Source organism: Aestuariimicrobium sp. T2.26MG-19.2B (genome assembly GCF_950101875.1).
Lineage (GTDB): Bacteria > Actinomycetota > Actinomycetes > Propionibacteriales > Propionibacteriaceae > Aestuariimicrobium > Aestuariimicrobium kwangyangense.
In genome coordinates this window covers 978,007-1,000,255 of sequence record NZ_CATNLW010000001.1, presented here as the reverse complement: position 1 = coordinate 1,000,255, position 22,249 = coordinate 978,007, and the positions used below count along the sequence as shown (strand labels likewise).

Sequence of the window (22,249 nt, the reverse complement as noted above, 5' to 3'; positions counted from 1 at the left end):
ATTTGAACAGATGAAGCTCATTCTCACCGCCCCGATCGCCAAGCTCGGCATCGCCGGCGACATCGTCGAGGTCAAGGACGGCTACGGCCGCAACTACCTGCTCCCGCAGGGCAAGGCGATCGCCTGGACCCGCGGCGCAGACAAGCAGATCGAGGGCCTCAAGCGCGCTCGGGACGCCCGCGAGGTGCGCGACCTCGGCCACGCCAACGAACTGCGCCAGCAGATCGAGGGTCTGACCATCGAACTGCCGGCTCGTTCCGGTGGCGAGGGCAGGCTGTTCGGTGCGGTCACCGCCGCCGACCTGGCCCTGGCCGTCAAGAAGGCCGGTGGCCCGGCCGTCGACAAGCGGTCCATCCAGATCGCCAAGCCGATCAAGACCGTGGGCAGCCACACCATCGGCATCAAGCTGCACGAGGGCGTCACCGCCCACGTCGCAGTGTCGGTCCTCGCCGCCAACTGATTCATCCACGGCGGTTGCGCGTCCGTGACGACAGGGGCTCGGATCCTTCGGGATCCGGGCCCCTGTCGCGTCTGGTCCCACCTGTCGCGTCTGGTCCCCCGGTCCGACACGGGCCGAAGTGCCGGACCCGCCAGGATCACCACCCTGGCTCGACCAACCCGCGAAAACGGATGGTTGGTCGAACCACGGTGGTGATCCTGGTCACCGTTCCTTCCCGCCCACCGTCTCGACCACCGGCCGCCCCTCCCGCCCGCTCCTCGCGCCCCGCCGAGGGAAGGGATGCGCCGCCACCGGGCTGGTCCGAGCAAGGCAAGTCTTGGCAACCACGAGGAGGTGGTCGAGTGGACACGATTGGATCACGGCACTGGGCAAGCGCTTTCCCTGCGCGTAGAGTGCCGGAAACGGACCTACCCCACCGGTGGACAGTCCACCTTCGTCAATGTCGATGAAACCGGCCGTTCGCGGCCGAAGGAGGAAACATGCTCAACCGTCGTCAGCTGCTCGGCGCCGCCGGCGCCGCCGGTCTCGGACTCGCCGCATCCGCCTGTGGCACCACCTCGACCACAAGCGGCTCGAATACCCCCGCGAAGGCCAACTCCAGCGCCGAGCTCAAGGGCACGATCAACCTGTTGACCCCCGAGTTCGCCGGTGCTGAGGGCAAGGCCGCGCTCGAGGGCAAGGTGCTCAAGGGCTTCACCGACAAGCACCCCGGCGTGAAGTTCCAGGTCGACTACACCCCTTGGGACAAGCTCAACGAGAAGCTCTCGACGCAGATCGCCGGCGGCAGCCCGTCCGACGTGATCATGTTTGGCATGGGGTGGACGCAGCCGTTCGCCCACAAGAAGATCGTGGCCGAGATCGACAAGTCGGCCATCGGCGCCGACGACGTCGTGCCCAACCTGCTCGAGAACGCCTCGTACAACGGCAAGCTCTACTCGGTGCCGATGCACCTGGAGTCTCGTCCGTTCATCTACCGCAAGGACCTGCTGGGCAAGGCGGGCATCGGCGAGGACGCCATGAACGTCGAGACCGTCGACCAGTTCACCAGCCTGCTGAAGGAGATCAAGGCCAAGACCGGCAAGACCCCGCTCGACATGTTGGCCTCGAGCCTTCGTCAGGCCTGGGGACAGATGATCTTCGCCTTCGGTGGCACCCAGTTCGCTCCCGACGGCATGAGCATCACCTTCGACCAGGAGCCCGGGGTCAAGGCGCTGCAGTGGCTCGTCGACCTGCAGAAGGAAGGCCTGTCGGACTTCAACCAGCGTGTGGCCACCGGTCAGCCCGGGGCGTACCAGACCGGCAAGGCGATGATCGGCTGGCAGTCGTCGGGTGTCTGGCCCACCTTCGCGAAGCAGGCGCCGGACCTGCTCAAGGACGAGAACCTGGGCATCATGCTGTGCCCCGGCACCTCGGCCGACAAGAAGGTCATCTACCAGGGCGGCACCCTCGCGGCCCTCTCGACCCGCTCCAAGAACCCCGAAGCCGCCATCGCGGTCATCGAGTACATGATGAGCGACTACGGCCTCACCGAGCAGGTGCGTTTCACCGGCAAGGTGCCCGCCCGCAAGCTGCCCCCGGACCCCGAGCTGGACGCCAACAAGTTGGCCGCCTTCTCGTCGGAGAACCTCAAGTACTCGGTGACCGATGGTGGCACCCCGGCGTGGATGGAGATCCGAGGGAAGATGGACCCGGTCATGGAGGCCGCGATCCTCGGCAAGAAGTCGGTGAGTGACACGATCGCCGAACTCAAGAAGTTGGCCGAGGACGCGATCGGCCGCGTGAAGTGACCGCTACGGTCACCGCGGCGCCTGCGGGGGCCACCAGCCCCCGCAGACGGTCGTCGCAGCGCTCCGAGAAGCTGTGGGGCTGGCTGCTCACGCTCCCGGCGTTCGTGCACACCCTGTTGTGGGTCGGCGGCCCGGTGATCGCCGCCATCGTGCTGAGCTTCACCGACTTCGACGTGGTCAACCCGCCGGTGTTCAACGGTGGCGTCAACTACTCCGAGATCATGGGCGACGACGTCTTCTGGCGGGCGCTGTGGCACAACCTGATCATGGTGGCCATCGGCGTGCCCATCTCGATGTTCATCGCGCTGGTGCTGGCCGTCGCCCTCAACCAGGGTCTGAAGGGGCAGTCATGGTTCCGCACCATGATCTTCATGCCCCACGTCACCGCGACGGTTGCCATCGCCATGATCTGGTTGTGGATCTACGCCCCCAACGCCGGCGGTCTGGGGAACGTGATGCTGGGCTTCGTGGGCATCACCCCGCAGTCGTGGCTCACCAACTCCAACCTGGCGTTGCCAGCCGTGATCATCGTCACCATCTGGCAGGGAATCGGCCTGAAGATGCTGATCTACCTGGCTGCCCTCCAAGGGGTGTCCCAGGAGCTCTACGAGGCCGCCGACGTCGACGGGGCCTCGACCATCAAGAAGTTCGTCCACATCACGGTGCCGATGCTTCGTCCGGCGACCTTCTTCGTGCTGGTCACCTCGATCATCGGCAACTTCCAGACCTTCGACCTGATCTTCAACCTGACCAACGGTGGCCCTGCCAATGCCACCACGGTGATCACCTACCAGATCTATGTGGCTGCCTTCCAGCAGTTCCGCATGGGCTACGCGACCGCCCAGTCGGTGGTGCTGTTGCTGGTGCTGATCGTGATCACCCTGATCTCACGCAAGGTGGTGGGTGGTACCGATGGCGACTGACCTGCACATCCCCGGTGACGTCACTGACGACACCATCGAGGAGATCAGACCGGCTGAGGTCTCCCACACCGTCAAGGGGGTCTCACAACGCAAGCGCCGACGGCTCGGGCGCACCATCCTGTGGATCGTCCTGCTGATCGTGTCGCTCGGCATGGTGCTGCCGTTCGTGTGGATGTTCTTCACCGCCGTCCGCTCACCCGCCGAGATCGGTATGGAGCGGCCACCCTTCATCCCACAGGAGTGGCACTTCGAGAACTTCGGACGAGCGCTTCGGGCCGCCCCGTTCGGGATCTATGCCCGCAACAGCTTCATCATCGGCGCCTTCAACGTGGTGTCGACGCTGGTGCTGGGCAGTGCCGCCGGGTACGCGCTGGCCAAACTGAGGTTCAAGGCGGCCCCGTTCATCTTCGCCTGGTTCCTGGCGACGATGATGATCCCGTTCTATGCGACCGTGATCCCCGCCTTCCTGATGGTGCGCTTCATGCCCCTGTTCGGCGGCAACAACATCCTGGGTCAGGGGGGTCAGGGCTGGATCGACTCCTGGTGGGGTCTGCTGGTGCCCGGCATGGTGTCGACCTTCTCGATCTTCCTGCTGCGCCAGTTCTACGTGACCACGCCCTCGGAACTGATCGAGGCGGCCCGTCTCGACGGACTGTCGGAACCTCGCATCTGGCTGCAGATCATGACTCCGCTGATCAAGCCGGGGCTGCTCACCGTGGGCCTGCTGGCCTTCGAGGCCGGCTGGAACAACTTCCTGTGGCCCCTGCTGGTGACCTCGAGTGAGAACCTGCGGGTGATCCAGTTGGGTCTGTCGGTCTTCAGGCAGGAGTCGGTGACCGAGTGGGAACTGCTGATGGCGGCGACCACCATGGCTGCTGTGCCGATGATCGTGCTGTTCCTGATCTTCCAGCGCTACTTCGTGAACGGGTTCGTGAACTCGGGCATCAAGTGACGCTGCCCCCCAGGAAGCCGACGGCCCGGGTGTCCGATCACCCGGGCGGTTCGGTCATCGGGCACTGATCGGCCACACTCGACCCATGGCGAAACGTTCACCCACCCCCCGCACCGGCCCCGACCGCACCCAGCGGTTCATGGGCTTCCTACGGAGGCCCACCGCGTTCCTGGCGTCCAACTGGGCGGGAATCATCGCCGTCGTGAGCGTGCTCCTGTTGGTGCCTGGTCTGGCCGGTGTCACCCGGGTCGTCACCTCGCTCAACCGGCACGCGGACGACGCCTGGACCACCGTGTGGAGGCAGGTGGCGAGCACGTGGCGGCGCGACCTCCCCGTCTCGCTGTTGCTGTGGATCGTGACCTGGGGCTCACTGGCCAATCTCTGGGCCGCGGCGCAGGTCGACTCGAGCACCCGCGTCCTGGTGATCGGTGTACTGGCACCGGTGGTCTGGGCACTGACCGTGCTCCTGGCCGCCTACACGCTGGCCGCCTCGGCGAGACCGGTGACGGCCACGCGCACCGAGGTGCTGCAACTGGCCGCGATGGTGATGAAGCAACGCCCCGTGCGTGCCTGGCTGACCCCGCTCGTGCTGGTGGTCTGCCTGCCGGTCGTGCTCTTCCCGCCCCTCACCGTGGCGGTGGGGTTGAGCGTCCCCGCCTGGTTGGTGGGCGACTGGTGGGGCATCAGGGCCTGGCGCGAGCAGCTCGACACGCACGTGGAGGACGGTCCTGCCGTCGATCCCCCCGACCTCGAACGGCGATGGCGGGCGATGCTGCAGCAATCGGACGAGGGATGAGTCCCGACCTCAGCTGATCGACTCCTGGTGCAGCGGGAACTCGCCGCGCTCCAGATCGTCCACCCAGTGGCGCAGGGTCAGCCGCACCGTGCGGAAGGCCAACTTCTCCCACGGTATGTCGGCGACGTCGAACAGCCTGTTCTCGATCGTCTCGATGCCGGGTGACAGGTCCAGGTCGGCAAGGCTCGCCCGGAAGAAGAGGTGCACCTGCCCGGCGCGGAGCACGTCGATGGCCGTGTACAGCCCGTGCATCGTGACCCGGGCACCAGCCTCCTCGCGGGTCTCGCGCTCGGCCCCCGCCGCGATCGTCTCGCCCAGTTCCAGGAAGCCACCGGGCAGCGTCCAGAAGTACTTGCGAGGCTCGATGTTGCGGCGACACAGCAGCACGCTTCGTCCGTCGTCCCAGGTCGGCACCGTGCCGACGACATTGATCGGGTTGACGTAGTCGATGTATCCACACGCCGGGCAGACCGGGCGGGGGCGGTCCTCCATCGGCGGTACCTGCTGCTGCATGGGTGTTCCGCACAGACGGCAGAAGCGGATGTCGGGGGCGGTCACGGGTTCACCCTAGCCGCGCGGGCGGTGCGGCTGGTGGGGCGTCGTCCCCAACCCCGGGACGACCACGGCGTAATTACACGCTTGTGGTTTTCCACACTGTGGACAACCCCTGTGGACAACTCTCACCGAGGGGTGCGCCCCAGCTGGTCAGGCGGCCAGCAGGTCGGCGTAGTCGTCGTGCTTGTCGATGTAGGAGGCGATGAACGGGCAGGTCGGAATGACCGTCTGCTCGGCTTGCCGGATCTGGTCGAGGGCACCGCGGACGAGCTTGGCCCCGACGCCCTGGCCACCGAACTGGGGGAACACCTCGGTGTGGGTGAGGTCGAGTACGTCTCCCGCGGCCTCGTAGTCGATGAACCCTGCGAGTTCACCGTCGAGATGCGCCTCGAAGCGGGAGGAGTCGGGCTGCTGGGTCACGGTCAGGTCTGCCATGCGTCCAGTGTGCCTCGGCCGGCGTGCTCAGGGGGAACTGTCGTGACCACTACGCTGGCGCGATGGACGACGTGATCCTCGAGGGCTGGCCCGATCATGGCTGGTTGACCCAGCACTGGCCTCAGTTGGCGCACATCACCCTGACCGAGGTCAACGGCGGCGGGCTGCGGATGCTCACCGAGCACGGCGCTGTGCACGTCAAGAAGCGGCCGCGCCAGAGCGTGGGCGCGGAGGTGTGGATCCTCGATGAGCTCACGGCCCGCGGGGTGCCCGTCACCCAGCTGTTGCCCAGTGTCACGGGTGCCAAGCACCAGATGCACGGCAATGACGCGATCCTGGTCTACAGCGAGATCGACGGGCATGCGTGGCACGACTACACCCTGCCGGGCACCGATGATCGGGTCCGGTTGGTCGGTGGGGCCGCCGCCAGTCTCCACGCCGCGATGGCCGACATCGACATCACCGAGGCGATCGCCCGTGGTCTGCACGTGCGCCGCCGACGTCGTGGCACCGAGGGCCTGCCGCTGCAGATCATCCATCGTGACTTCCACGCGGGCAACGTCCTGTTCGTTGGCGAGCAGGTCAGCGGCTACATCGACTTCGACCACCTCGAACTCGGACCCCGCTGGGTCGACCCGCTGTACGGGTCACTGTCGGTGATGGCCCGATTGTTCGAGGCGGGACGCGAGGACGAGTGGTTGCCGCTGCTCGAGTCGATGGTGCGCGGCTATCACGCCGTCAGCCCCATCACCGACCTGGAAGTCGCACGCACGGTCGAGCTGATGATCGGCATCGAGGAGGACTTCCTCGCGTGGTTCCTGCCTGAACAGGACGAGGCCAACGCGCTGCTGACGGTGTTGATGATCGAACGTGTCCACCGGCTGCGCCGACCCATCCTCGACCTCGTCGGTGACATCGCGAGATCTGCACCTCGCTGAGATCTGGGTCTGGGGTCAGATCTGGGCCTGGGTGAGATCTGGGCCTGGGATCAGATCTCGGCCTGGGACTGCCTGACGAAGTCCTTCTTCACCGAGCGCCACTGCTCGTCGTCCAGGCCACGTCGCCAGTACGGGGAGCACGACAGCAGTTCGCGGTCGACCCGTCCTTGTCGAAGGACCACCCGCCGGGCCAGCCTGGTCTCCATGGCCTCACCGTGCACGAACGCGCTGACCCTGCCCTGCTGGTGAGGTAGGGACGCGATCGCGTTCGCCAGCAGTCTGTCGGGGTCGTCCACCCCTGCACGGTGCACCCAGACGATGGTCAGGTCGCCGGGTGAGCTGAGGTCGAGTTCGCCGTCGGCCGAGTCGACCTCGGCCACCACCGTGACCGGACGACCGGCCGGCACCCGCTCGCAGGCGACGGAGATCGCGGGCAGGGCGGACTCGTCACCGACGAAGAGGTAGGCATCCGCCTCGGGGTGGGGCGTGTACTCGCCCCCGGGGCCCTTCAACTGCAGCAGGTCACCCGCAGCGGCGGTCCTGGCCCAGACCCCGGCGTGACCGACGTCTCCGTGGGCGACGAAGTCGAGGGTGAGCTGACGGGAGTCCTCGTCCCAGTGCCTGACCGTGATCCGCCTCGGGAAGGGGCGCTGCTCCCGCGGCAGGTCCTTCACCTGATCGGTCTCGAAGGGCACCCCGTACGGTGCTCCCTCCGGGATGAAGGAACAGTTGACGTAGGAGTCCGCGAACTCGCTGGGCACGAAGTCGGACAATCCCTCACCGCCGAGCACGACCCGCCACAGGTCACCGCCGAGTCGCTGGGTCGAGATCACGCTGCCGTACATGGCGCTCCTGTCGTGGGTGCGGAGTGGCTGGGTCTGGTGGGCATGTCACGGAGTGGGACGGCGGTAGGCCCGGTCGTCATTGAACTCCTGGGCCGCCGAGGGGGGCGACTCGTCCACCGATCGGGCCCCCGCCGGGTCGCCCTGCAGCGGGCCGGGCCGGGCCGGCATCGGCTCGTCCAGGGGTACCGGCTGGTCGAGTGCTGGGGCATCGTCCACGGGCCGGCGCTGCGGTACCTCCAACGGCGGCTGGTGCGGGGCATGGTCGTCGGTTGCCGGATCGGTGGCCGTGAATGGGGCCCGGTGTCGACCCAGCCCGATGGCGGCGACACCGACCGCAGTGGTGACGGGCACGGCCAGCACCAGCCCGATCGAGGCGATCGTGGTGCGCAACACCTCGGCCGCGAACACCTCCGAGGTGAGGGCCTCACCGACGGGCCTCTGCAGCACCGACAACAGCAGCAGCACCGGGAGCGCCGCCCCCGCCGCCGCGAAGGCGATGGTGTAGACCGTCGATGCGATGTGGTCCCGACCGATGCGCATGGCGCTGGAGAACAGCCTGCGCCGGTCGGTGACGGTGTCGGCCAACTCCCAGACGGCAGACGCCTGGGTGATGGTCACGTCGTTGAGCGCCCCCATGGCCGCCACGATCACCGCGCAGATCACCACCGAGGTCAGCTTCAGGTCGGGGGAGGCCGCCGAGAGACTGAAGTCGTCCTCGCCGCCGATGCCCGTCAGGTGGGCCCAGCGCACGCCCACCGCGCCCAGGACGGCCGTCAACAGCAGCCCGAACAGCGTGCCGACCAGAGCCGTCGTGGTGCGAAGGGTGAAGCCGTGGGCGAAGTAGAGCACCACGAACATGATCGCCGCGCTGCCCACCACGCCCACCAGCACCGGGTCCTTGCCCTCGATCAGGGCGGGCAGCATGAACCGGGCAATCATGAAGAAGGCGAACCCGAGTCCGACGATCGCGAGCAGTCCTCGAAGCCTCGCCACGGCCACCACGGCAACGGCGAACGCCACCGCGAACACCGTCAGGGGGATCGTGCGCTCGAAGTCACGGAAGGAGTAGATGACCTCGGTGGGGCTCGTCCCCGCCAGCGGGATGCGATAGACCGAGACCTTGTCGCCGACGCTGACCCCCGAGCGCAGATGCGCATTCGTGAGGGTGAACGACTGGCTGGTGCCACGGTCGGGGCCGTCGTCGATGCGGACGTCGATGGCGACACACTCCGAGTCGGCGCCGGGCACGGCACCCGCCTGACCGTTGCAGCCGACGCTCTGGGTGGCGGTGATCGTGCCCACCTGGGTTGTCGCCCCGGGGACGACCTGCTCGATGCCGGTTGTGTCGATGTGCTTGGTGACGTCGTCGGGCCACAGCGCGACCAGGCCGATCAGGGTCGCCACCGCCAGTGGGATCAGGGCACCGACCAGCCAGGCCAAGGCCGAGCGGCGGTGCTCCCGCTGCGTCGGCGTGAGGTCGACCTCGGTCGAGCCGTGGTGGTGGTGTGACACCCGCACCCCCTTCGTCGCGGTCGATGCGGCCCCCGGTCGTCCGCGTCGTCGAGGGCGGTGCCCGTCGATGGCGCCACACTACAGTGACCCCATGCAGCGCAAGGGCCCCGTCGGGCGGGTGGTTCCGGGGCTCGCGCCCTGCCTCGACTCGAACCTCGCGCGACACCAGCGAGGCCACGGGGACCCCACCCATCGGCACCGTCACGGAACTTGGTGGCGTGCCTCGACCACTCCCGAGGGGCCGGCTCTCACGGAGTTCACCGCGCGGGGTGAGGACGTCGACGTGCGGGCCTGGGGCCCCGGCGCCGGCTGGGCGCTGGCCTCGGCGCCACGGCTGCTGGGCTCCGACGACCGCCTGGACGTGATCGCGGAGGACCATCCCCTGCGCACCCACCCGGTCGTCGGCCCCCTCGCGCGGGCACACCTGCAGCCCATCGGCCGCAGCGAGTTGGTCGCCGAGTCACTCGCGCCCACGGTGATCGAGCAGAAGGTCACCGGCGCCGAGGCCTTTGCTGCCCTGCGCACCCTGATCCGCCAGTACGGGACGGCGGTCACGTGGGTGGACCAGGGCCATCCCGCGGCGGGCATGGTGTGCCCACCGTCGGCCGAACAGTGGGTCGCCATCCCGAGTTGGGCGTTCGTACTGGCCGGGGTCGACCCCCGACGCGCGCGCACCCTGGTCGCAGCGCTGGCTCGGGTGCCCGCGCTGCAACGGATCCTCGACCGTCAGGGGTACGACGACGCCGTGGCTGCCGGCGAGGCGCTGGCGGTCGCGCTGCAGTCACTGCCAGGGATAGGTCCGTGGACGGCCGCCAGGGTTCGGCAGGCCGCCGTCGGTGATCCCGATGCCTGGAGTGTGGACGACTACCACGTGCCCGGGGCCATCAGTCACGCGCTGACCGGTACCCGGTCGTCCCTCGAACCGGGCGACTCGAGGCACGCGACAGTCCTTCTGGTGCCGTTTCGTGGCCACCGCTACCGAGTTGAACTGTTGCTGGCGAGGGCACCTCGTGCCGAGCGCCGGGGTCCACGGCGCAGCCTGCCGACCCACCTTCCGACGCGCTCCTGGTGATCCAGCGGCCTGGACGCGGCTGAGCCGGGACCCCGGTGAGGGGTCCCGGCTCAGCTGGGGGAGGGGGCGCTGTCTGCGCGGGTCAGGAGGCTTCGGCCACGTCGACGGCCGGTTCTACTTTGAGGTCCTCCAGTTCTTCCCCGATGCGCATCGAGTAGAAGGAGCGGCGGACGAAGACCAGCGAGGCGAGCAGGAAGACGGCGGCGAGGACACCGGTCAACACGCCACCGAAGTCGTGGCGCAGCAGCACGGCCAGTTCGACGGCCAGCAGTCCGAACAGGGTCGTGAACTTGATCACCGGGTTGAGCGCCACCGACGAGGTGTCCTTGTAGGGGTCACCCACCGTGTCGCCGACGATGGTGGCCTCGTGCAGGGCAGTTCCCTTGCGACCGAGGTCGACCTCGACGAGCTTCTTGGCGTTGTCCCAGGCGCCGCCGGCGTTGGCCATGAAGATCGCCTGGTAGAGACCGAACATCGCCAACGAGATCAGGTAACCGATGAAGAAGTACGGGTCGACGAACGCGAAGGCCAAGGTGGCGAAGAAGACACCGAGGAAGATGTTGAACATCCCTCGCTGGGCGTACCTGGTGCAGATCTCGACGACCTTCGACGAGTCCTCGGCACTGGCGCGGGTGTTGTCACCCTTGAGGTCGATCGTGGCGCTGATGAACTCCACCGCTCGGTAGGCACCGGTGGTGACGGCCTGGATCGAGGCGCCCGTGAACCAGTAGATGACGGCGCCACCCATCAGCAGGCCGAGCAGGAAGGGGGCGTGCAGCAGCGACAGGTTGGCCACGTCATGGGTCAGACCGTCGGTGAGACCCATCATGATCGAGAAGATCATGGTGGTCGCGCCCACCACGGCGGTGCCGATCAACACCGGCTTGGCGGTGGCCTTGAACGTGTTGCCGGCACCGTCATTGGCCTCCAGCAGCAACTTGGCCTGCTCGAAGTCGGGACGGCGACCGAACTCCGCCTCCAGTTCGTCCTCGACCCCCAACTGCTCGATGGTCGACAGTTCGAAGACCGACTGGGCGTTGTCGGTGACCGGTCCGTAGCTGTCGACGGCGATCGTCACCGGTCCCATGCCGAGGAAGCCGAAGGCGACCAGGCCGAACGCGAACACGGCAGGTGCGGTCATGAATTGCCCCAGCCCGGTGGTCGACATCCAGTACGCGACCGCCATCAGCGCAGTGATGGCGCCGCCGATCCAGAAGGCCGAGAAGTTGCCGGCCACCAGGCCCGACAGCACGTTCAGTGATGCCCCGCCCTTGCTGGACGAGACCACCACTTCGCGGGTGTGGCGGGACTTGACCGAGGTGAACACCTTGACGAGTTCGGGGATGAGCGCACCGGCCAGGGTGCCGCAGGAGACGATCAGCGACAACTTCCACCACAGTCCGTCCCCGAGGCCACTGATCAGCAGCCAGGAGGTGCCGAACGTGGCGGCGAGGCAGACCACCGAGGTGAGCCACACCAGACTGGTGAGCGGCTTCTCGAAGTCCATGGTCACGGCATCGGACCAGCGGGCGTTCGTGATGGCGGCATTGAGGTAGTACGACGCGGCCGAGGCCACCATCATCACGGCGCGGATGACGAACAACCAGACGAGCAGCTGCACCTGCAACTGCTGCTGGTGCACGCCCAGCAGGATGAAGGTGATCAGGGCCACGCCGGTGACACCGTAGGTCTCGAACCCGTCGGCCGAGGGACCGACCGAGTCGCCGGCGTTGTCACCGGTGCAGTCGGCGATGACGCCGGGGTTGCGGGCGTCGTCCTCCTTGATGCCGAAGGCGATCTTCATGAGGTCGGCACCGATGTCGGCGATCTTGGTGAAGATGCCGCCGGCGATGCGCAGGGCCGACGCGCCAAGGGACTCACCGATCGCGAACCCGATGAAGCAGGCGCCGGCGATCTCACCGGGCAGGAAGACGAGGATGATCAGCATCATGGCCAGCTCGACCGAGATCAGCACCATGCCGATGCTCATGCCCGAGCGCAGCGGGATGTCGTGGACCGGAAGGGCCTTGCCGCTGAGAGAGGCATGGGCGGTGCGCGAGTTGGCCAGGGTGTTGACCCGGATGCCGTACCAGGCGACACCGTAGGAGCCAGCCATGCCGATCAGCGAGAAGGCGATCACCACGGCGGTGCGGCCGACACCGAAACCGAGCCACAGGTAGTAGCCGATGATGATGGCCGCGATGAAGGCCCACAGCATCAACAGGAACTGGCCCTGCTTGCGCAGGTAGGCCTTGCAGGTGGTGTAGATCAGTTCCGAGATCTCCCGCATGGAGGAGTGGGCGGGCATCGCCTTGAGCTGACGGTAGGTGAGCAGCCCGAAGCCGAGGCCGAGGGCGCACACGATCAGGCCGAGCCCCAGCAGCAGGTTGCCGGGCAGACCCAGGAAGTCGACGCTGCCCAGGTCGGGCAACTGCAGACTGGCCTCACCCCCCACCCGCGTCCCTGACGGGCCGGAGCACCCGGCCAGCAGTGCGGTCAACCCGATCGCGACCATGGCGCCGCGAGCGCGGCGACCCAGGAATCTGGACGGGCTGGATGGTTGGGGAGTGACTCTGGGCCGCGTGACCTTCATCGGTGACAGCTTTCCTGCGCTGGGCTGGTGGGGCGGCGTCGAAAGCGCCGTCAACTAGATACTACGACGCGTAGTATCGGGCGATTCGGGGGGTGCCCTAAGCGGTGGGGGAGGGCCTCAGGGCTCGTCGAGAGGGCGCTGGCTACCGGGCAGGATCACGGTGAACTCGGCACCACCCTCGGCCGAGTGCCCCGCGCGGACGGTGCCGCCGTGGGCCTCGACGGTGTGCGCGACGATCGACAGGCCCAGCCCGGTGCCCGGGGTGTTGCGAGCGCGGTCGGAGCGGAAGAAGCGGTCGAAGACATGGGGGAGGTCTTCCTCGGCGATGCCCGGGCCCTGGTCGGAGATGCGCAACCGGTCGCCCTCGAGGTGGACCCGGATGGTGCCTCCCGGCGGGGAGAACTTCACCGCGTTGTCGAGCAGGTTGGTGACGGCTCGCTCCAGGTTGTCCGACTCCCCGAGCAGGTAGAGGGGGTTGAGTTCCACGTCGAAGACGAGCCCCGGCCCCCGACGTCGAGCCCGGACGATGGCCGAACGCACCACCTCGGCGAAGTCGATGGGCTCCCGCGAGATCGCCACCCGGTCGTCCCGGCTCAACTGCACCAGGTCGCCGACCAGCGAGGTGAACTCGCCCAGTGACCCGGCGACGTCGTGCAGGATCTCGGCCCTGGCCCCGGGTGGCAGCATGCCGGTCTTGTCGTCGGCGATGAGGAGTTCGACGTTGGTGCGCATCGAGGTGAGCGGGGTGCGCAGCTCGTGCCCGGCGTCGGCGATCAACCTCTTCTGGCGCTCGCGGGAACTGGCGAGCGAGTTGAGCATGGTGTTGAACGATTCCGTCAGATTGCCCAGATCGTCCGACTGCGCGATCTGCACCGGACGAAGGTCGTCGGTCTCGGTGATCCTGGCCACGGCGTTGGCCAACTGGCGCAGCGGCTTCACCGCCGATCGTCCCAGCGCCCAGCCCAGGAGGCCGAGCCCCACCACGCCAGCGGCACCCACGAGCACCAGCACCACGGTCAACCGGCTCAGGGTCTCGTCGGTGGGGGCCAGGGGTTGCGCGACCACCAAGGCATAGGACTGACCGTCGATCACCAGCGGTGTGGCGAGCACCCGCAACCGTTGCCCCTGCAGGAGTTGGGTGTGCGCGGGGCTGGCGTGTTGGGTGCGGGCCACGGTCAGCTCGTCCGGACCCGGGGTGAGCACCGTCTCGGCTCCCGGCAGTCCGGTCACCTGGCCGTCGGCGCGCACCAGCACGAGGCTGGTCTGGGTGGGGGCAAGGGCCTCGGCGGAGAGTCCACCCATGTTCTCGAGGTCACCCTGGATGGGCGCGGAGAACTGACCACTCATGGCCACCAGTTCGTTGTCGAGCTGGTGGTACAGCGACCAGCGGGTACTGGCCCAAGCTGCGCCTCCCACGAGCAGCACGGCCACCACCAGCCCGACCACCAGCATCGACACCATCCGCCGGCCCAGCGGGGCCGGCTCCGGGGACGACCACGAAGGGGTCAGTCGTCGGGTCAACCAGTCGATCACGGGGGGGTTTCGCGCAGCACGTAGCCGATCCCGCGCACGGTGTGGATGAGGCGCGACTCACCCTCACCCTCGGTCTTGCGGCGCAGGTAGCCGATGTAGACCTCCAGCGAGTTGGCCGTGGTGGGGAAGTCGAACCCCCACACCTCGTTCAACAGCCAGCCGCGCTCGAGCACGCGCCGCGGGTGCTCCATGAACACGTGGAGCAGGGCGAACTCGGTGCGGGTGAGGCTGATCCGGCGACCGTTGCGGGTCACCTCGCGGGTCTGGGGGTCGAGGTGCAGGTCCTCGAAGCTGAGCGTCTCGGAGTTCTGCTCCGGTTCGGGACGACTGCGGCGGGTGAGCGCGCGCAGCCGTGCGAGCAGCTCGTCGAGGGCGAAGGGCTTGACCATGTAGTCGTCGGCACCCGCGTCGAGCCCGTCCACCCGATCGCCGACGGCGTCACGGGCGGTGAGGATCAGGATCGGCACGTCGTTGCCGCCGCCGCGAAGCATGCGGGTGGTCTCGAGTCCGTCGAGTCGAGGCATCATGACGTCCATCACGACCGCGTCGGGACGCACGGCCGACAGCTTGGCCATCGCCTCCAGACCGTCCTGGGCGGTGGCGACCTCGTAGCCGGAGTACTGCAGCGATCGCGCCAGCGAGTCGCGCACGGCTTGGTCGTCGTCCACCACCAGAATCTGCATGAGGCTACCTTGCCATGTCGAGGATCGATCGTGGCACCGGACCCGGAGCGTCAGCCCTCGTCGCTCGTCCGCACTGGTTCCTCGGTGTGGACGAGAACCCCGTGGCTCTCCTTCGAGAACCAGCGCAGCCGACCTCGTCCGAGTCGGGTGGTGCGTCCCGACGCCGGCTCGACCACCAAGGCGGTGCCCTCGTCGATGGCAACCGCGTGGCCCGCGAGGTTTCGCTCGATCGCCGAGATGACGATGCCCTCGTTGGACCACTCATCGGTGTGCACCTGCACGAGCGCGCTCACCAGGGCGAGGCCGTCGACCACGGTCAATTCGCGAAGGTCCTCGGCGGCGAACTCCTGCTGAACCCGGATGCCGTCGGCGAACTGTCCGCCCACCAGAGCGTGCCGAGCGGCGATCGAGGCCCCCGCGGAGAAGCCGAGATAGGGCAGGTCGCGGCGCACAGCTCGGGCGATCTGGTCGCGGTGCGGGAGCAGGCAGTGCAGATATCCCGGGGTCCAGCCGCCCCCCACCACCAGACCGGCGGCCTGCGAGAGATCGGGCAGGGTCGGGGTGGGGGGTTCGGTGACCGGTTCAGGGGTGGACGACGGTTCGGTGGCGTCCTGGGCGGGTGTGGCTTGGGCGGGGGTGGCGTCGTCGGGGGTGGGTGTGGACGACCCGAACGTCGGGTGTGCCAGGAAGGCCTCGGTCGGGCGAAGGGTCACCAGTTCGATCGGCGCCTCTGGCCAGCGGGCCAGGATCGGGTCGGTGTAGCCAGCGGTCCACTCGGGCGACAGCCCACCGTCCTCGGGCAGTTCCAGCAGGCAGACCACGATCGGACGAGCCCCATCGCCGCCCGAGCGTCGCTTGGCCTCGGCCACGAAGGAGTCCCACACCCCGTCGAGGCCCTCGACCTGTGCACCACTGCCCACCAGATGGATCGTCATGGTCCCGATGCTAGTGGGCCCGGTCGGGGCAGGGCTGGTCACTCGTCCGGGTTGGGGGACGGTGGAGGTCGGCGGGACCAGGACCGACACCTCCGGCCCGGTCGAGGTGAGGGGGTGCGGGCGGCGTTCTGGTCCATTCTGTGACCCGATCCTCGGGCCACGGCGGCGCCGGAGGAGCGCAGTTGGTGCGGCACCTCAGGTTGTGATGCAGCAGGTTGCATCAGGATGGCCCGCACAGCCGCATTCGGGGCCGCGGTCGTGGTCGTGGCGCAACCTGCTGTCCCAGTCCACGCTGTTCGTCCCCTTCCCCGGGTCCCTCTCGCCGGAGCCTGCGCGTCTGACACGCCCGTCACTCTGCGCACTTGCCTGCTCTGCGCACTTGCCTGCTCTGGGCGCCCGCCACCACTCCGGTTCCGCCCCCTCGGTGGGGCCCTCCGTCCCGGTTCGCCGCGACTTGCCCTCATCCCGCCCAGTTTGCCCTCGTTGGGACCGCTTGCCCTGCCCTGGAACGAGGGCAACTGCGCCGGACGAGGGCAGCTGGCTCGGAACGCGGGCACCCGCGCCGGACGAGGGCAGCTAGCTCGCAACGGGGGCACCGCGCCGAACCCGGGCCTGCGACCACCTCCGCCACGGCGCCAGATGCGCACGTGGTCCGCCGACGCGGCAAGTCGTCCTCGTTCCACCTAGTCGGTGGCAGCTCGTCCCACGATGCGGGCGCTCACTATTCGCCTTGCGTATGACATCAATAACATGTGCTTATGACCCAAGCCCCCTCCGCGCCCCAGACGGCTGCAGCCGAGCACACCGGCGCCCGCACCCGTGGCCCGCGCGCCGGCACCAACAACGGCCAGTGGCTCGTCAGCGGTCGTGAGCCCCTCAATGCGAACGAGGTCTTCAAGGCGGAGTCCGATGTGCTCGAGGTGCGCGACCGCATCATCTCGACCTACGCACGGGACGGCTTCGACTCCATCGACGGGGACGACCTCCACGGCCGCTTCCGCTGGTGGGGCCTCTACACCCAGCGCAAGCCGGGTATCGACGGGGGCCGGACCGCCCAACTCGAGGCGCACGAGTTGGAGGACAAGTTCTTCATGATGCGGGTGCGCCTCGACGGCGGCGCCCTCACCCAGCAGCAGGTGCAGACCCTCGCCGACATCTCGCGCGACCACGCACGCGGCACCGGGGACATCAGCGACCGCCAGAACCTGCAGTACCACTGGATCTCCATCGAGGACGTCCCCACCATCTGGGACAAGCTCGAGGCCGCGGGCATGCGCACCGTCGAGGCCTGCGGTGACTGCCCCCGCGTCATCCTCGGTTCCCCCGTGGCCGGCGTCGCGGTCGACGAACTGATCGACCCCACTCCGGTGATCGACGAGATCCTCCACCGCTACATCGGCGACCCGGAACTGGCGAACCTGCCTCGCAAGTTCAAGTCGGCCATCACGGGGCATCCGAGCCACGACGTCGTCCACGAGATCAACGACATCTCCCTGGTGGCGGTCGAGCACCCCGAACTGGGCATCGGCTACGACCTGTGGGTCGGCGGTGCACTGTCGACGGCGCCGAGGTTGGCCGAGCGGCTCGGTGCGTTCGTCCGACCCGAGGAGGCGGCCGAGGTCTGGTACGGGGTCACCCGCATCTTCCGTGACTACGGCTACCGCCGGCTGCGCAACAAGGCCCGACTGAAGTTCCTGCTCAACGACTGGGGTACCGAGAAGTTCCGTCAGGTGCTGGAGCAGGAGTACCTGGGCCGGGCGCTGCCCGACGGCCCCGAGGCCCGCCCCGACGGGTCCGCCTCCGACCACATCGGTGTGCACGCCCAGAAGGACGGCAACCACTACATCGGGGCCGCCCCGGTGGTGGGTCGCATGGGTGCCGACACCCTGCAGGGTCTGGCCGACCTGATGACCAGCGTCGGCTCCGACCGGGCGAGATTCACCCCCCACCAGAAGGTGCTGCTGCTGGACGTCGCTCCCGACCACCTCGACGCGGCTGTCGCCGGGCTCGATGCCCTCGGGCTGCAGACCCGAGCCAGCGCTTTCCGCCGCGGCACCATGGCCTGCACGGGCATCGAGTTCTGCAAGCTCGCCATCGTCGACACCAAGGACACGGCGACCGCCGCGATCCGCGAGTTGGACGATCGCCTGGCCGATCTCGAGCTGACCGATCCGCTGACCCTGCACCTGAACGGCTGCCCCAACTCCTGCGCCCGCATCCAGACCGCCGACATCGGCCTCAAGGGGCAACTCGTCCTGGGCGACGACGGCGAACAGGTCCCCGGCTTCCAGGTGCACCTGGGCGGCGGCCTGGCCACCCACGGTCGTCCGGAGGCGGGACTGGGTCGCACCGTGCGCGGCCTCAAGGTGACCGCCGACAACCTCACCGACTACGTCGAGCGGGTCGTGCGGCGGTGGCACGGCGAGCGCACCGACGGCGAGACCTTCGCCGCTTGGGTCCATCGAGCCGAGGACGAGGCACTGGTATGACCCTGAGCCCATTCCGCACCGCCACCCATCCGGCGACCCCGCGGGACCGCACCCTGCACCACGTTCCCGCCGACACCACCGCACCGTTGTGGGCGCAACCCCACGCGTTCGAGCACGAGGGCATGTTCGCGGCCCTGCGCACCGTTCCGCGTGAGCGCCAGCGCACCTCGGACGAACTGCGCACCCTCGCCGACGCCGGGAACCGACGCTTCGCCGCACCACCCGCCGATGCCCTGCAGGGTGCGACCGAGGTCATCGCCTGGGCCGCCGAGGCGTTCGGTCACCGCGTCGCGGTGGCCTGCTCGATGGCCGCCGACACGGTGCTCGCCCACCTGGTGAGCTCACGGATCCCCCAGGTCGACACGCTCTTCCTCGACACGGGCTACCACTTCCCCGAGACCCGGGGTCTGCGCGCTGAACTGCCGCTCGCGATGCCCGTGAACGTCGTCGATGTGCTGCCCTTGCAGACCGTCGCCGAACAGGACGCCGAGTACGGGGCCAAGCTGCACGATCGCGACCCGGGCCTGTGCTGCCAGCTGCGCAAGGTCGAACCGCTGGCCCGGGAGTTGAAGGGCTACGAGGCGTGGTTCACCGGGGTCCGCAGGGACGAGGCCCCCACTCGCGCCACCACCGAGTTGGTGACCTTCGACGAGCGGCACGGACTGGTGAAGATCAACCCGCTGGCCCACTGGAGCTTCGACGACGTCATCGACTACGCCGAGGCACACCAGGTGCCCGTCAACCCGCTGCTGGCCGAGGGCTACCCCTCCATCGGTTGCGCTCCCTGCACTCGTCGGGTCGCCCCCGGCGAGGACCCCCGCTCGGGCCGCTGGGCCGGACTGTCCAAGACCGAATGTGGCATCCACCTCTGAGAGGGCACGATGACTGTGACTGAGAAGACCCTGGCCGACGGCCCCGTCGACCCACTCGACGTGCTGCCCATCGCCGACGAACACCGCGTCGTCGACAACCTCGACCTGCTCGAGGCCGAGGCGATGCTGGTCATCCGCGAGGTCGTGGCCGAGCTCGAGCGTCCCGTGATCCTGTTCTCGGGCGGCAAGGACTCCGCCGTGCTGCTGCACGTGGCACTCAAGGCCTACTACCCGGCCAAGCCACCGCTCACCCTGCTGCACGTCGACACCGGGCACAACTTCCCCGAGGTGCTCGAGTACCGCGACAGGCAGGTCGGCAGGTACGGTCTGCGGCTCGAGGTCGCCCGGGTGCAGGACTACCTCGACGACGGACGGCTCAGCGAGCGCGCCGACGGCACCCGCAACCCGCTGCAGACCCTGCCGCTGCTCGACGCCATCGCCGAGCACCGCTTCGACGGTGTCTTCGGTGGCGCCCGCCGCGACGAGGAGAAGGCCCGCGCCAAGGAGCGCATCGTCAGCCTGCGCAACGAGTTCGGTCAGTGGGATCCCCGCGGTCAGCGCCCCGAACTGTGGAGCCTGTTCAACCCCCGGCATCGTCCGGGTGAGCACGTGCGCGTGTTCCCCCTGTCGAACTGGACCGAACTCGACATCTGGCGCTACATCGAGCGCGAGCAGATCGACCTGCCCAGCCTCTACTTCGCCCACCAGCGCGAGGTCTTCCAGCGCGACGGCATGTGGCTGGCCGTCGGCGAGCACAACACGGTGCGCGCCAACGAGACCGTCGAGACCCGCACCGTCCGCTACCGCACCGTCGGCGACATGTCGTGCACGGGGGCCGTCGAGTCCGACGCCGCCGACGTCGACGACATCGTCCGAGAAACCGCCCTCAGCACCGTCTCCGAGCGGGGCGCCACGCGCGCCGACGACAGGATCACCGAGGCTGCCATGGAAGACCGCAAGAAGGAGGGGTACTTCTGATGAGCACCTCAACCCTGCTCCGCCTGGCCACTGCAGGCAGTGTCGACGACGGCAAGTCCACGCTCGTTGGCCGGCTGCTGCACGACTCGAAGTCGGTGATGGCCGACCAGTTGGAGGCCGTGGAGCGGGCCAGCCGTGACCGTGGCCTGACCGCCGCCGACCTCGCCCTGCTCACCGACGGTCTGCGGGCCGAGCGTGAACAAGGCATCACCATCGACGTGGCCTACCGCTACTTCGCGACCGCCCAGCGCTCCTTCGTGCTGGCCGACTGCCCCGGGCACGTGCAGTACACCCGCAACACCGTCACCGGTTCGTCGACGGCTGACGTGGTCGTACTGCTGGCCGACGTGCGCCACGGGGTGGTCGAGCAGACCCGCCGGCACCTCGCCGTCGCAGCCCTGCTGCGGGTGCCGCACGTGATCGTCGCCGTCAACAAGATCGACCTGGTCGACTACGACGCCGACAAGTACGCGGCGGTCGATGCCTCGGTGCGCCAGCTGGCCGACCAGTTGGGTGTCGTCGACGTGCACACCATCCCGGTGTCGGCACTGGCTGGTGACAATGTCGTGGACGAGTCGAACCGCACTCCCTGGTACGAGGGTCCCTCGCTGTTGCACCTGCTCGAGCAGTTGCCGATCGAGGCCGAGGAACTGGCCGCCGACCGGCAGGTGCGGTTGCCCGTGCAGACGGTTCTTCGTCCCCAGCAGGCAGCCCGTGATCCCCGATTCGTGGAGTACCGCGGCTACGCCGGACCGGTCGTGCAGGGCACCATCACTGTCGGGGACCCCATCACCGTGCTGCCCTCGGGGTTGCGCTCCACCGTCACCGGCATCACCATCGGCGACCGTGAGGTGAGCCGGGCCAGCGCGCCCCTGTCGGTGGCGGTCGAACTCGCCGACGACATCGACATCGCGCGCGGCGACGTCATCGTCGGCGGCGATCAGCAGCCCGTGAACGCCCGCGACCTCGACGCCACCGTGTGCTGGCTGTCGGAGCGTCCCCTGCGTCCCCGGGCCAGGCTGCTGCTCAAGCACCTGACCCGCACCACCCAGGTGATCGTCGACGACATCTCGGGGGTGCTCGACCTGCACAGCCTGGTCGCGCAGCCGGCCGAGACCCTCGGACTCAACGACCTCGGACGAGTCCGCCTGCGGTTGGCGAACCCGATCGTGGCCGAGCCCTACAGCACCTCACGGCGCACCGGGGCCTTCCTGCTGATCGACCCCAGCGACGGTTCGACCCTGGCGGCCGGCATGATCCGTGAGGCCCGCGACCCCGACTCCGCCGAATCGGCCGAGAGGGACCTCGAAGCCCGCAGCCAGGCCTCCCAGGACTGGATCATCTGATGGGCACGCCGGGGGACGAGGCGCTCGCACCGCTCTGGCTCGACCTGTCGGGCCGTCGCGTGACCCTGGTCGGCGGCGGACCCGTGGCTGCCCGCCGCGCCCGCACCTTCCTGGCCGATGGGGCACGCGTGCTTGTGATCTCTCCCGAACTGGACGAGGACCTGTCGGCCCTCGTCGGGCAGGGGCTCGTCCGGTGGGTCGAGCGCGAGTACCGCGGCCCCGGTGACCTCGACGGTGCCTGGCTGGTGCACGCGGCCACCGGCAACCTCGACGTCGACCTCGCGGTGGCCGACGACGCCGACGACCTGCAGAAGTTCTGCATCGTCGCCTCCCGAGCCGTGCTGGGGTCGGCCGCCGTGGCGGCCCGCACCTCGGCGGACACCCCGACGGGGAGGGTGCAGGTCGCCGTCCACGGTGGAGGGGACCCTCGACGGTCGGTGGCGGTACGCGACGCCGTCGCCCGCCTGCTCTGTACGGGCGGGGCTGACCTCAGCCCCCGGCGCGACGCGTCGCCCAGCCGGCACGTCGCCTGACCCCGTCCACCT

20 protein-coding genes are annotated in these 22,249 nt (G+C 68.5%); 12 read left to right on the top strand and 8 right to left on the bottom strand.

Annotation, left to right across the window (positions count from 1 at the left end):
- Positions 1 to 10: 10 nt before the first annotated feature.
- The 5 genes from rplI to QQZ11_RS04400 all read left to right on the top strand — a co-directional run bounded on the left by rplI (position 11) and on the right by QQZ11_RS04400 (position 4,918).
- Positions 11 to 460, top strand: a complete 450-nt coding sequence (gene rplI / locus QQZ11_RS04420) for a 50S ribosomal protein L9 (protein WP_284548907.1) — start codon at positions 11 to 13, stop codon at positions 458 to 460.
- A 479-nt stretch (positions 461 to 939) separates the two neighbouring features.
- Entirely contained in the window at positions 940 to 2,247 is a 1,308-nt protein-coding gene (locus QQZ11_RS04415; protein WP_284548905.1) for an extracellular solute-binding protein, read from the top strand.
- Positions 2,244 to 3,170: a carbohydrate ABC transporter permease gene (locus tag QQZ11_RS04410; RefSeq protein ID WP_022909083.1), complete on the top strand. Its 927-nt coding sequence runs from the start codon at positions 2,244 to 2,246 to the stop codon at positions 3,168 to 3,170. Before QQZ11_RS04415 ends, QQZ11_RS04410 begins: the two co-directional genes overlap by 4 nt.
- On the top strand, positions 3,160 to 4,122 hold the full coding sequence (locus QQZ11_RS04405) for a carbohydrate ABC transporter permease (protein WP_284548903.1): 963 nt from the start codon (positions 3,160 to 3,162) through the stop codon (positions 4,120 to 4,122). The genes QQZ11_RS04410 and QQZ11_RS04405 overlap by 11 nt, the downstream gene beginning before the upstream one ends.
- A gap of 85 nt (positions 4,123 to 4,207) precedes the next feature.
- A complete protein-coding gene (locus tag QQZ11_RS04400) occupies positions 4,208 to 4,918 on the top strand; it encodes a hypothetical protein (RefSeq protein WP_284548901.1) in 711 nt (236 codons plus the stop codon).
- 9 nt (positions 4,919 to 4,927) lie between these two features.
- Here the strand turns inward: QQZ11_RS04400 and QQZ11_RS04395 are convergent, their stop codons facing one another.
- The gene (locus QQZ11_RS04395; RefSeq protein ID WP_022909086.1) at positions 4,928 to 5,476 is read right to left on the bottom strand and encodes an NUDIX hydrolase; all 549 of its coding nucleotides are present in this window, start codon (positions 5,474 to 5,476) and stop codon (positions 4,928 to 4,930) included.
- Between the two features lie 147 nt (positions 5,477 to 5,623).
- Positions 5,624 to 5,908 (bottom strand): GNAT family N-acetyltransferase, encoded by a 285-nt coding sequence (locus QQZ11_RS04390; protein ID WP_022909087.1) that lies wholly within the window; start codon positions 5,906 to 5,908, stop codon positions 5,624 to 5,626.
- A 62-nt stretch (positions 5,909 to 5,970) separates the two neighbouring features.
- Between QQZ11_RS04390 and QQZ11_RS04385 the strand changes: the two genes are divergently transcribed.
- Entirely contained in the window at positions 5,971 to 6,846 is an 876-nt protein-coding gene (locus QQZ11_RS04385) for a phosphotransferase enzyme family protein (protein ID WP_022909088.1), read from the top strand.
- A 50-nt stretch (positions 6,847 to 6,896) separates the two neighbouring features.
- Here the strand turns inward: QQZ11_RS04385 and QQZ11_RS04380 are convergent, their stop codons facing one another.
- Positions 6,897 to 7,691 (bottom strand): siderophore-interacting protein, encoded by a 795-nt coding sequence (locus QQZ11_RS04380; RefSeq protein ID WP_284548899.1) that lies wholly within the window; start codon positions 7,689 to 7,691, stop codon positions 6,897 to 6,899.
- Positions 7,692 to 7,736: 45 nt separating this feature from the next.
- Entirely contained in the window at positions 7,737 to 9,203 is a 1,467-nt protein-coding gene (locus tag QQZ11_RS04375; protein ID WP_284548898.1) for a YibE/F family protein, read from the bottom strand.
- 91 nt (positions 9,204 to 9,294) lie between these two features.
- On the opposite strand from QQZ11_RS04375, the gene QQZ11_RS04370 reads away from it, so the two are divergent.
- Positions 9,295 to 10,275 carry a DNA-3-methyladenine glycosylase family protein gene (locus tag QQZ11_RS04370; protein ID WP_022909091.1) on the top strand — a complete coding sequence of 327 codons (981 nt, stop codon included), beginning with the start codon at positions 9,295 to 9,297 and terminating at the stop codon, positions 10,273 to 10,275.
- 82 nt (positions 10,276 to 10,357) lie between these two features.
- Here the strand turns inward: QQZ11_RS04370 and QQZ11_RS04365 are convergent, their stop codons facing one another.
- The 4 genes from QQZ11_RS04365 to QQZ11_RS04350 all read right to left on the bottom strand — a co-directional run bounded on the left by QQZ11_RS04365 (position 10,358) and on the right by QQZ11_RS04350 (position 16,019).
- The gene (locus QQZ11_RS04365; protein ID WP_446698813.1) at positions 10,358 to 12,868 is read right to left on the bottom strand and encodes a sodium-translocating pyrophosphatase; all 2,511 of its coding nucleotides are present in this window, start codon (positions 12,866 to 12,868) and stop codon (positions 10,358 to 10,360) included.
- Between the two features lie 117 nt (positions 12,869 to 12,985).
- Complete coding sequence (locus QQZ11_RS04360; RefSeq protein WP_284550152.1) at positions 12,986 to 14,329, bottom strand: sensor histidine kinase; 1,344 nt, start codon at positions 14,327 to 14,329, stop codon at positions 12,986 to 12,988.
- A 68-nt stretch (positions 14,330 to 14,397) separates the two neighbouring features.
- Entirely contained in the window at positions 14,398 to 15,084 is a 687-nt protein-coding gene (locus tag QQZ11_RS04355; protein ID WP_022909094.1) for a response regulator transcription factor, read from the bottom strand.
- A 50-nt stretch (positions 15,085 to 15,134) separates the two neighbouring features.
- Positions 15,135 to 16,019, bottom strand: coding sequence for a Type 1 glutamine amidotransferase-like domain-containing protein (locus QQZ11_RS04350; protein ID WP_284548896.1), 885 nt, complete (start codon positions 16,017 to 16,019; stop codon positions 15,135 to 15,137).
- A 758-nt stretch (positions 16,020 to 16,777) separates the two neighbouring features.
- On the opposite strand from QQZ11_RS04350, the gene QQZ11_RS04345 reads away from it, so the two are divergent.
- The 5 genes from QQZ11_RS04345 (at position 16,778) to QQZ11_RS04325 (ending at position 22,237) form a co-directional block, all read left to right on the top strand.
- Positions 16,778 to 18,508, top strand: a complete 1,731-nt coding sequence (locus QQZ11_RS04345) for a nitrite/sulfite reductase (RefSeq protein WP_284548894.1) — start codon at positions 16,778 to 16,780, stop codon at positions 18,506 to 18,508.
- Positions 18,505 to 19,380, top strand: a complete 876-nt coding sequence (locus tag QQZ11_RS04340) for a phosphoadenylyl-sulfate reductase (protein ID WP_022909098.1) — start codon at positions 18,505 to 18,507, stop codon at positions 19,378 to 19,380. Before QQZ11_RS04345 ends, QQZ11_RS04340 begins: the two co-directional genes overlap by 4 nt.
- 123 nt (positions 19,381 to 19,503) lie before the next feature.
- Positions 19,504 to 20,358 (top strand): sulfate adenylyltransferase subunit CysD, encoded by an 855-nt coding sequence (gene cysD / locus QQZ11_RS04335; protein ID WP_446698831.1) that lies wholly within the window; start codon positions 19,504 to 19,506, stop codon positions 20,356 to 20,358.
- Complete coding sequence (locus tag QQZ11_RS04330; RefSeq protein ID WP_022909100.1) at positions 20,358 to 21,704, top strand: sulfate adenylyltransferase subunit 1; 1,347 nt, start codon at positions 20,358 to 20,360, stop codon at positions 21,702 to 21,704. Before cysD ends, QQZ11_RS04330 begins: the two co-directional genes overlap by 1 nt.
- On the top strand, positions 21,704 to 22,237 hold the full coding sequence (locus tag QQZ11_RS04325; protein ID WP_284548891.1) for a precorrin-2 dehydrogenase/sirohydrochlorin ferrochelatase family protein: 534 nt from the start codon (positions 21,704 to 21,706) through the stop codon (positions 22,235 to 22,237). Before QQZ11_RS04330 ends, QQZ11_RS04325 begins: the two co-directional genes overlap by 1 nt.
- The last annotated feature ends 12 nt before the right edge of the window (positions 22,238 to 22,249 follow it).

What these genes read in the sequence shown, in the direction of transcription:
- rplI (WP_284548907.1), top strand. Translation starts at nt 11, where the DNA reads ATGAAGCTCATTCTCACCGCCCCGATCGCCAAGCTCGGCATCGCCGGC.
- QQZ11_RS04415 (WP_284548905.1), top strand. Translation starts at nt 940, where the DNA reads ATGCTCAACCGTCGTCAGCTGCTCGGCGCCGCCGGCGCCGCCGGTCTC.
- QQZ11_RS04405 (WP_284548903.1), top strand. Translation starts at nt 3,160, where the DNA reads ATGGCGACTGACCTGCACATCCCCGGTGACGTCACTGACGACACCATC.
- QQZ11_RS04400 (WP_284548901.1), top strand. Translation starts at nt 4,208, where the DNA reads ATGGCGAAACGTTCACCCACCCCCCGCACCGGCCCCGACCGCACCCAG.
- QQZ11_RS04390 (WP_022909087.1), bottom strand. Translation starts at nt 5,908, where the DNA reads ATGGCAGACCTGACCGTGACCCAGCAGCCCGACTCCTCCCGCTTCGAG.
- QQZ11_RS04385 (WP_022909088.1), top strand. Translation starts at nt 5,971, where the DNA reads ATGGACGACGTGATCCTCGAGGGCTGGCCCGATCATGGCTGGTTGACC.
- QQZ11_RS04380 (WP_284548899.1), bottom strand. Translation starts at nt 7,691, where the DNA reads ATGTACGGCAGCGTGATCTCGACCCAGCGACTCGGCGGTGACCTGTGG.
- QQZ11_RS04370 (WP_022909091.1), top strand. Translation starts at nt 9,295, where the DNA reads ATGCAGCGCAAGGGCCCCGTCGGGCGGGTGGTTCCGGGGCTCGCGCCC.
- QQZ11_RS04365 (WP_446698813.1), bottom strand. Translation starts at nt 12,868, where the DNA reads ATGAAGGTCACGCGGCCCAGAGTCACTCCCCAACCATCCAGCCCGTCC.
- QQZ11_RS04360 (WP_284550152.1), bottom strand. Translation starts at nt 14,329, where the DNA reads ATGGTGTCGATGCTGGTGGTCGGGCTGGTGGTGGCCGTGCTGCTCGTG.
- QQZ11_RS04355 (WP_022909094.1), bottom strand. Translation starts at nt 15,084, where the DNA reads ATGCAGATTCTGGTGGTGGACGACGACCAAGCCGTGCGCGACTCGCTG.
- QQZ11_RS04350 (WP_284548896.1), bottom strand. Translation starts at nt 16,019, where the DNA reads ATGACGATCCATCTGGTGGGCAGTGGTGCACAGGTCGAGGGCCTCGAC.
- QQZ11_RS04345 (WP_284548894.1), top strand. Translation starts at nt 16,778, where the DNA reads ATGACCCAAGCCCCCTCCGCGCCCCAGACGGCTGCAGCCGAGCACACC.
- QQZ11_RS04340 (WP_022909098.1), top strand. Translation starts at nt 18,505, where the DNA reads ATGACCCTGAGCCCATTCCGCACCGCCACCCATCCGGCGACCCCGCGG.
- cysD (WP_446698831.1), top strand. Translation starts at nt 19,504, where the DNA reads ATGCTGGTCATCCGCGAGGTCGTGGCCGAGCTCGAGCGTCCCGTGATC.
- QQZ11_RS04330 (WP_022909100.1), top strand. Translation starts at nt 20,358, where the DNA reads ATGAGCACCTCAACCCTGCTCCGCCTGGCCACTGCAGGCAGTGTCGAC.
- QQZ11_RS04325 (WP_284548891.1), top strand. Translation starts at nt 21,704, where the DNA reads ATGGGCACGCCGGGGGACGAGGCGCTCGCACCGCTCTGGCTCGACCTG.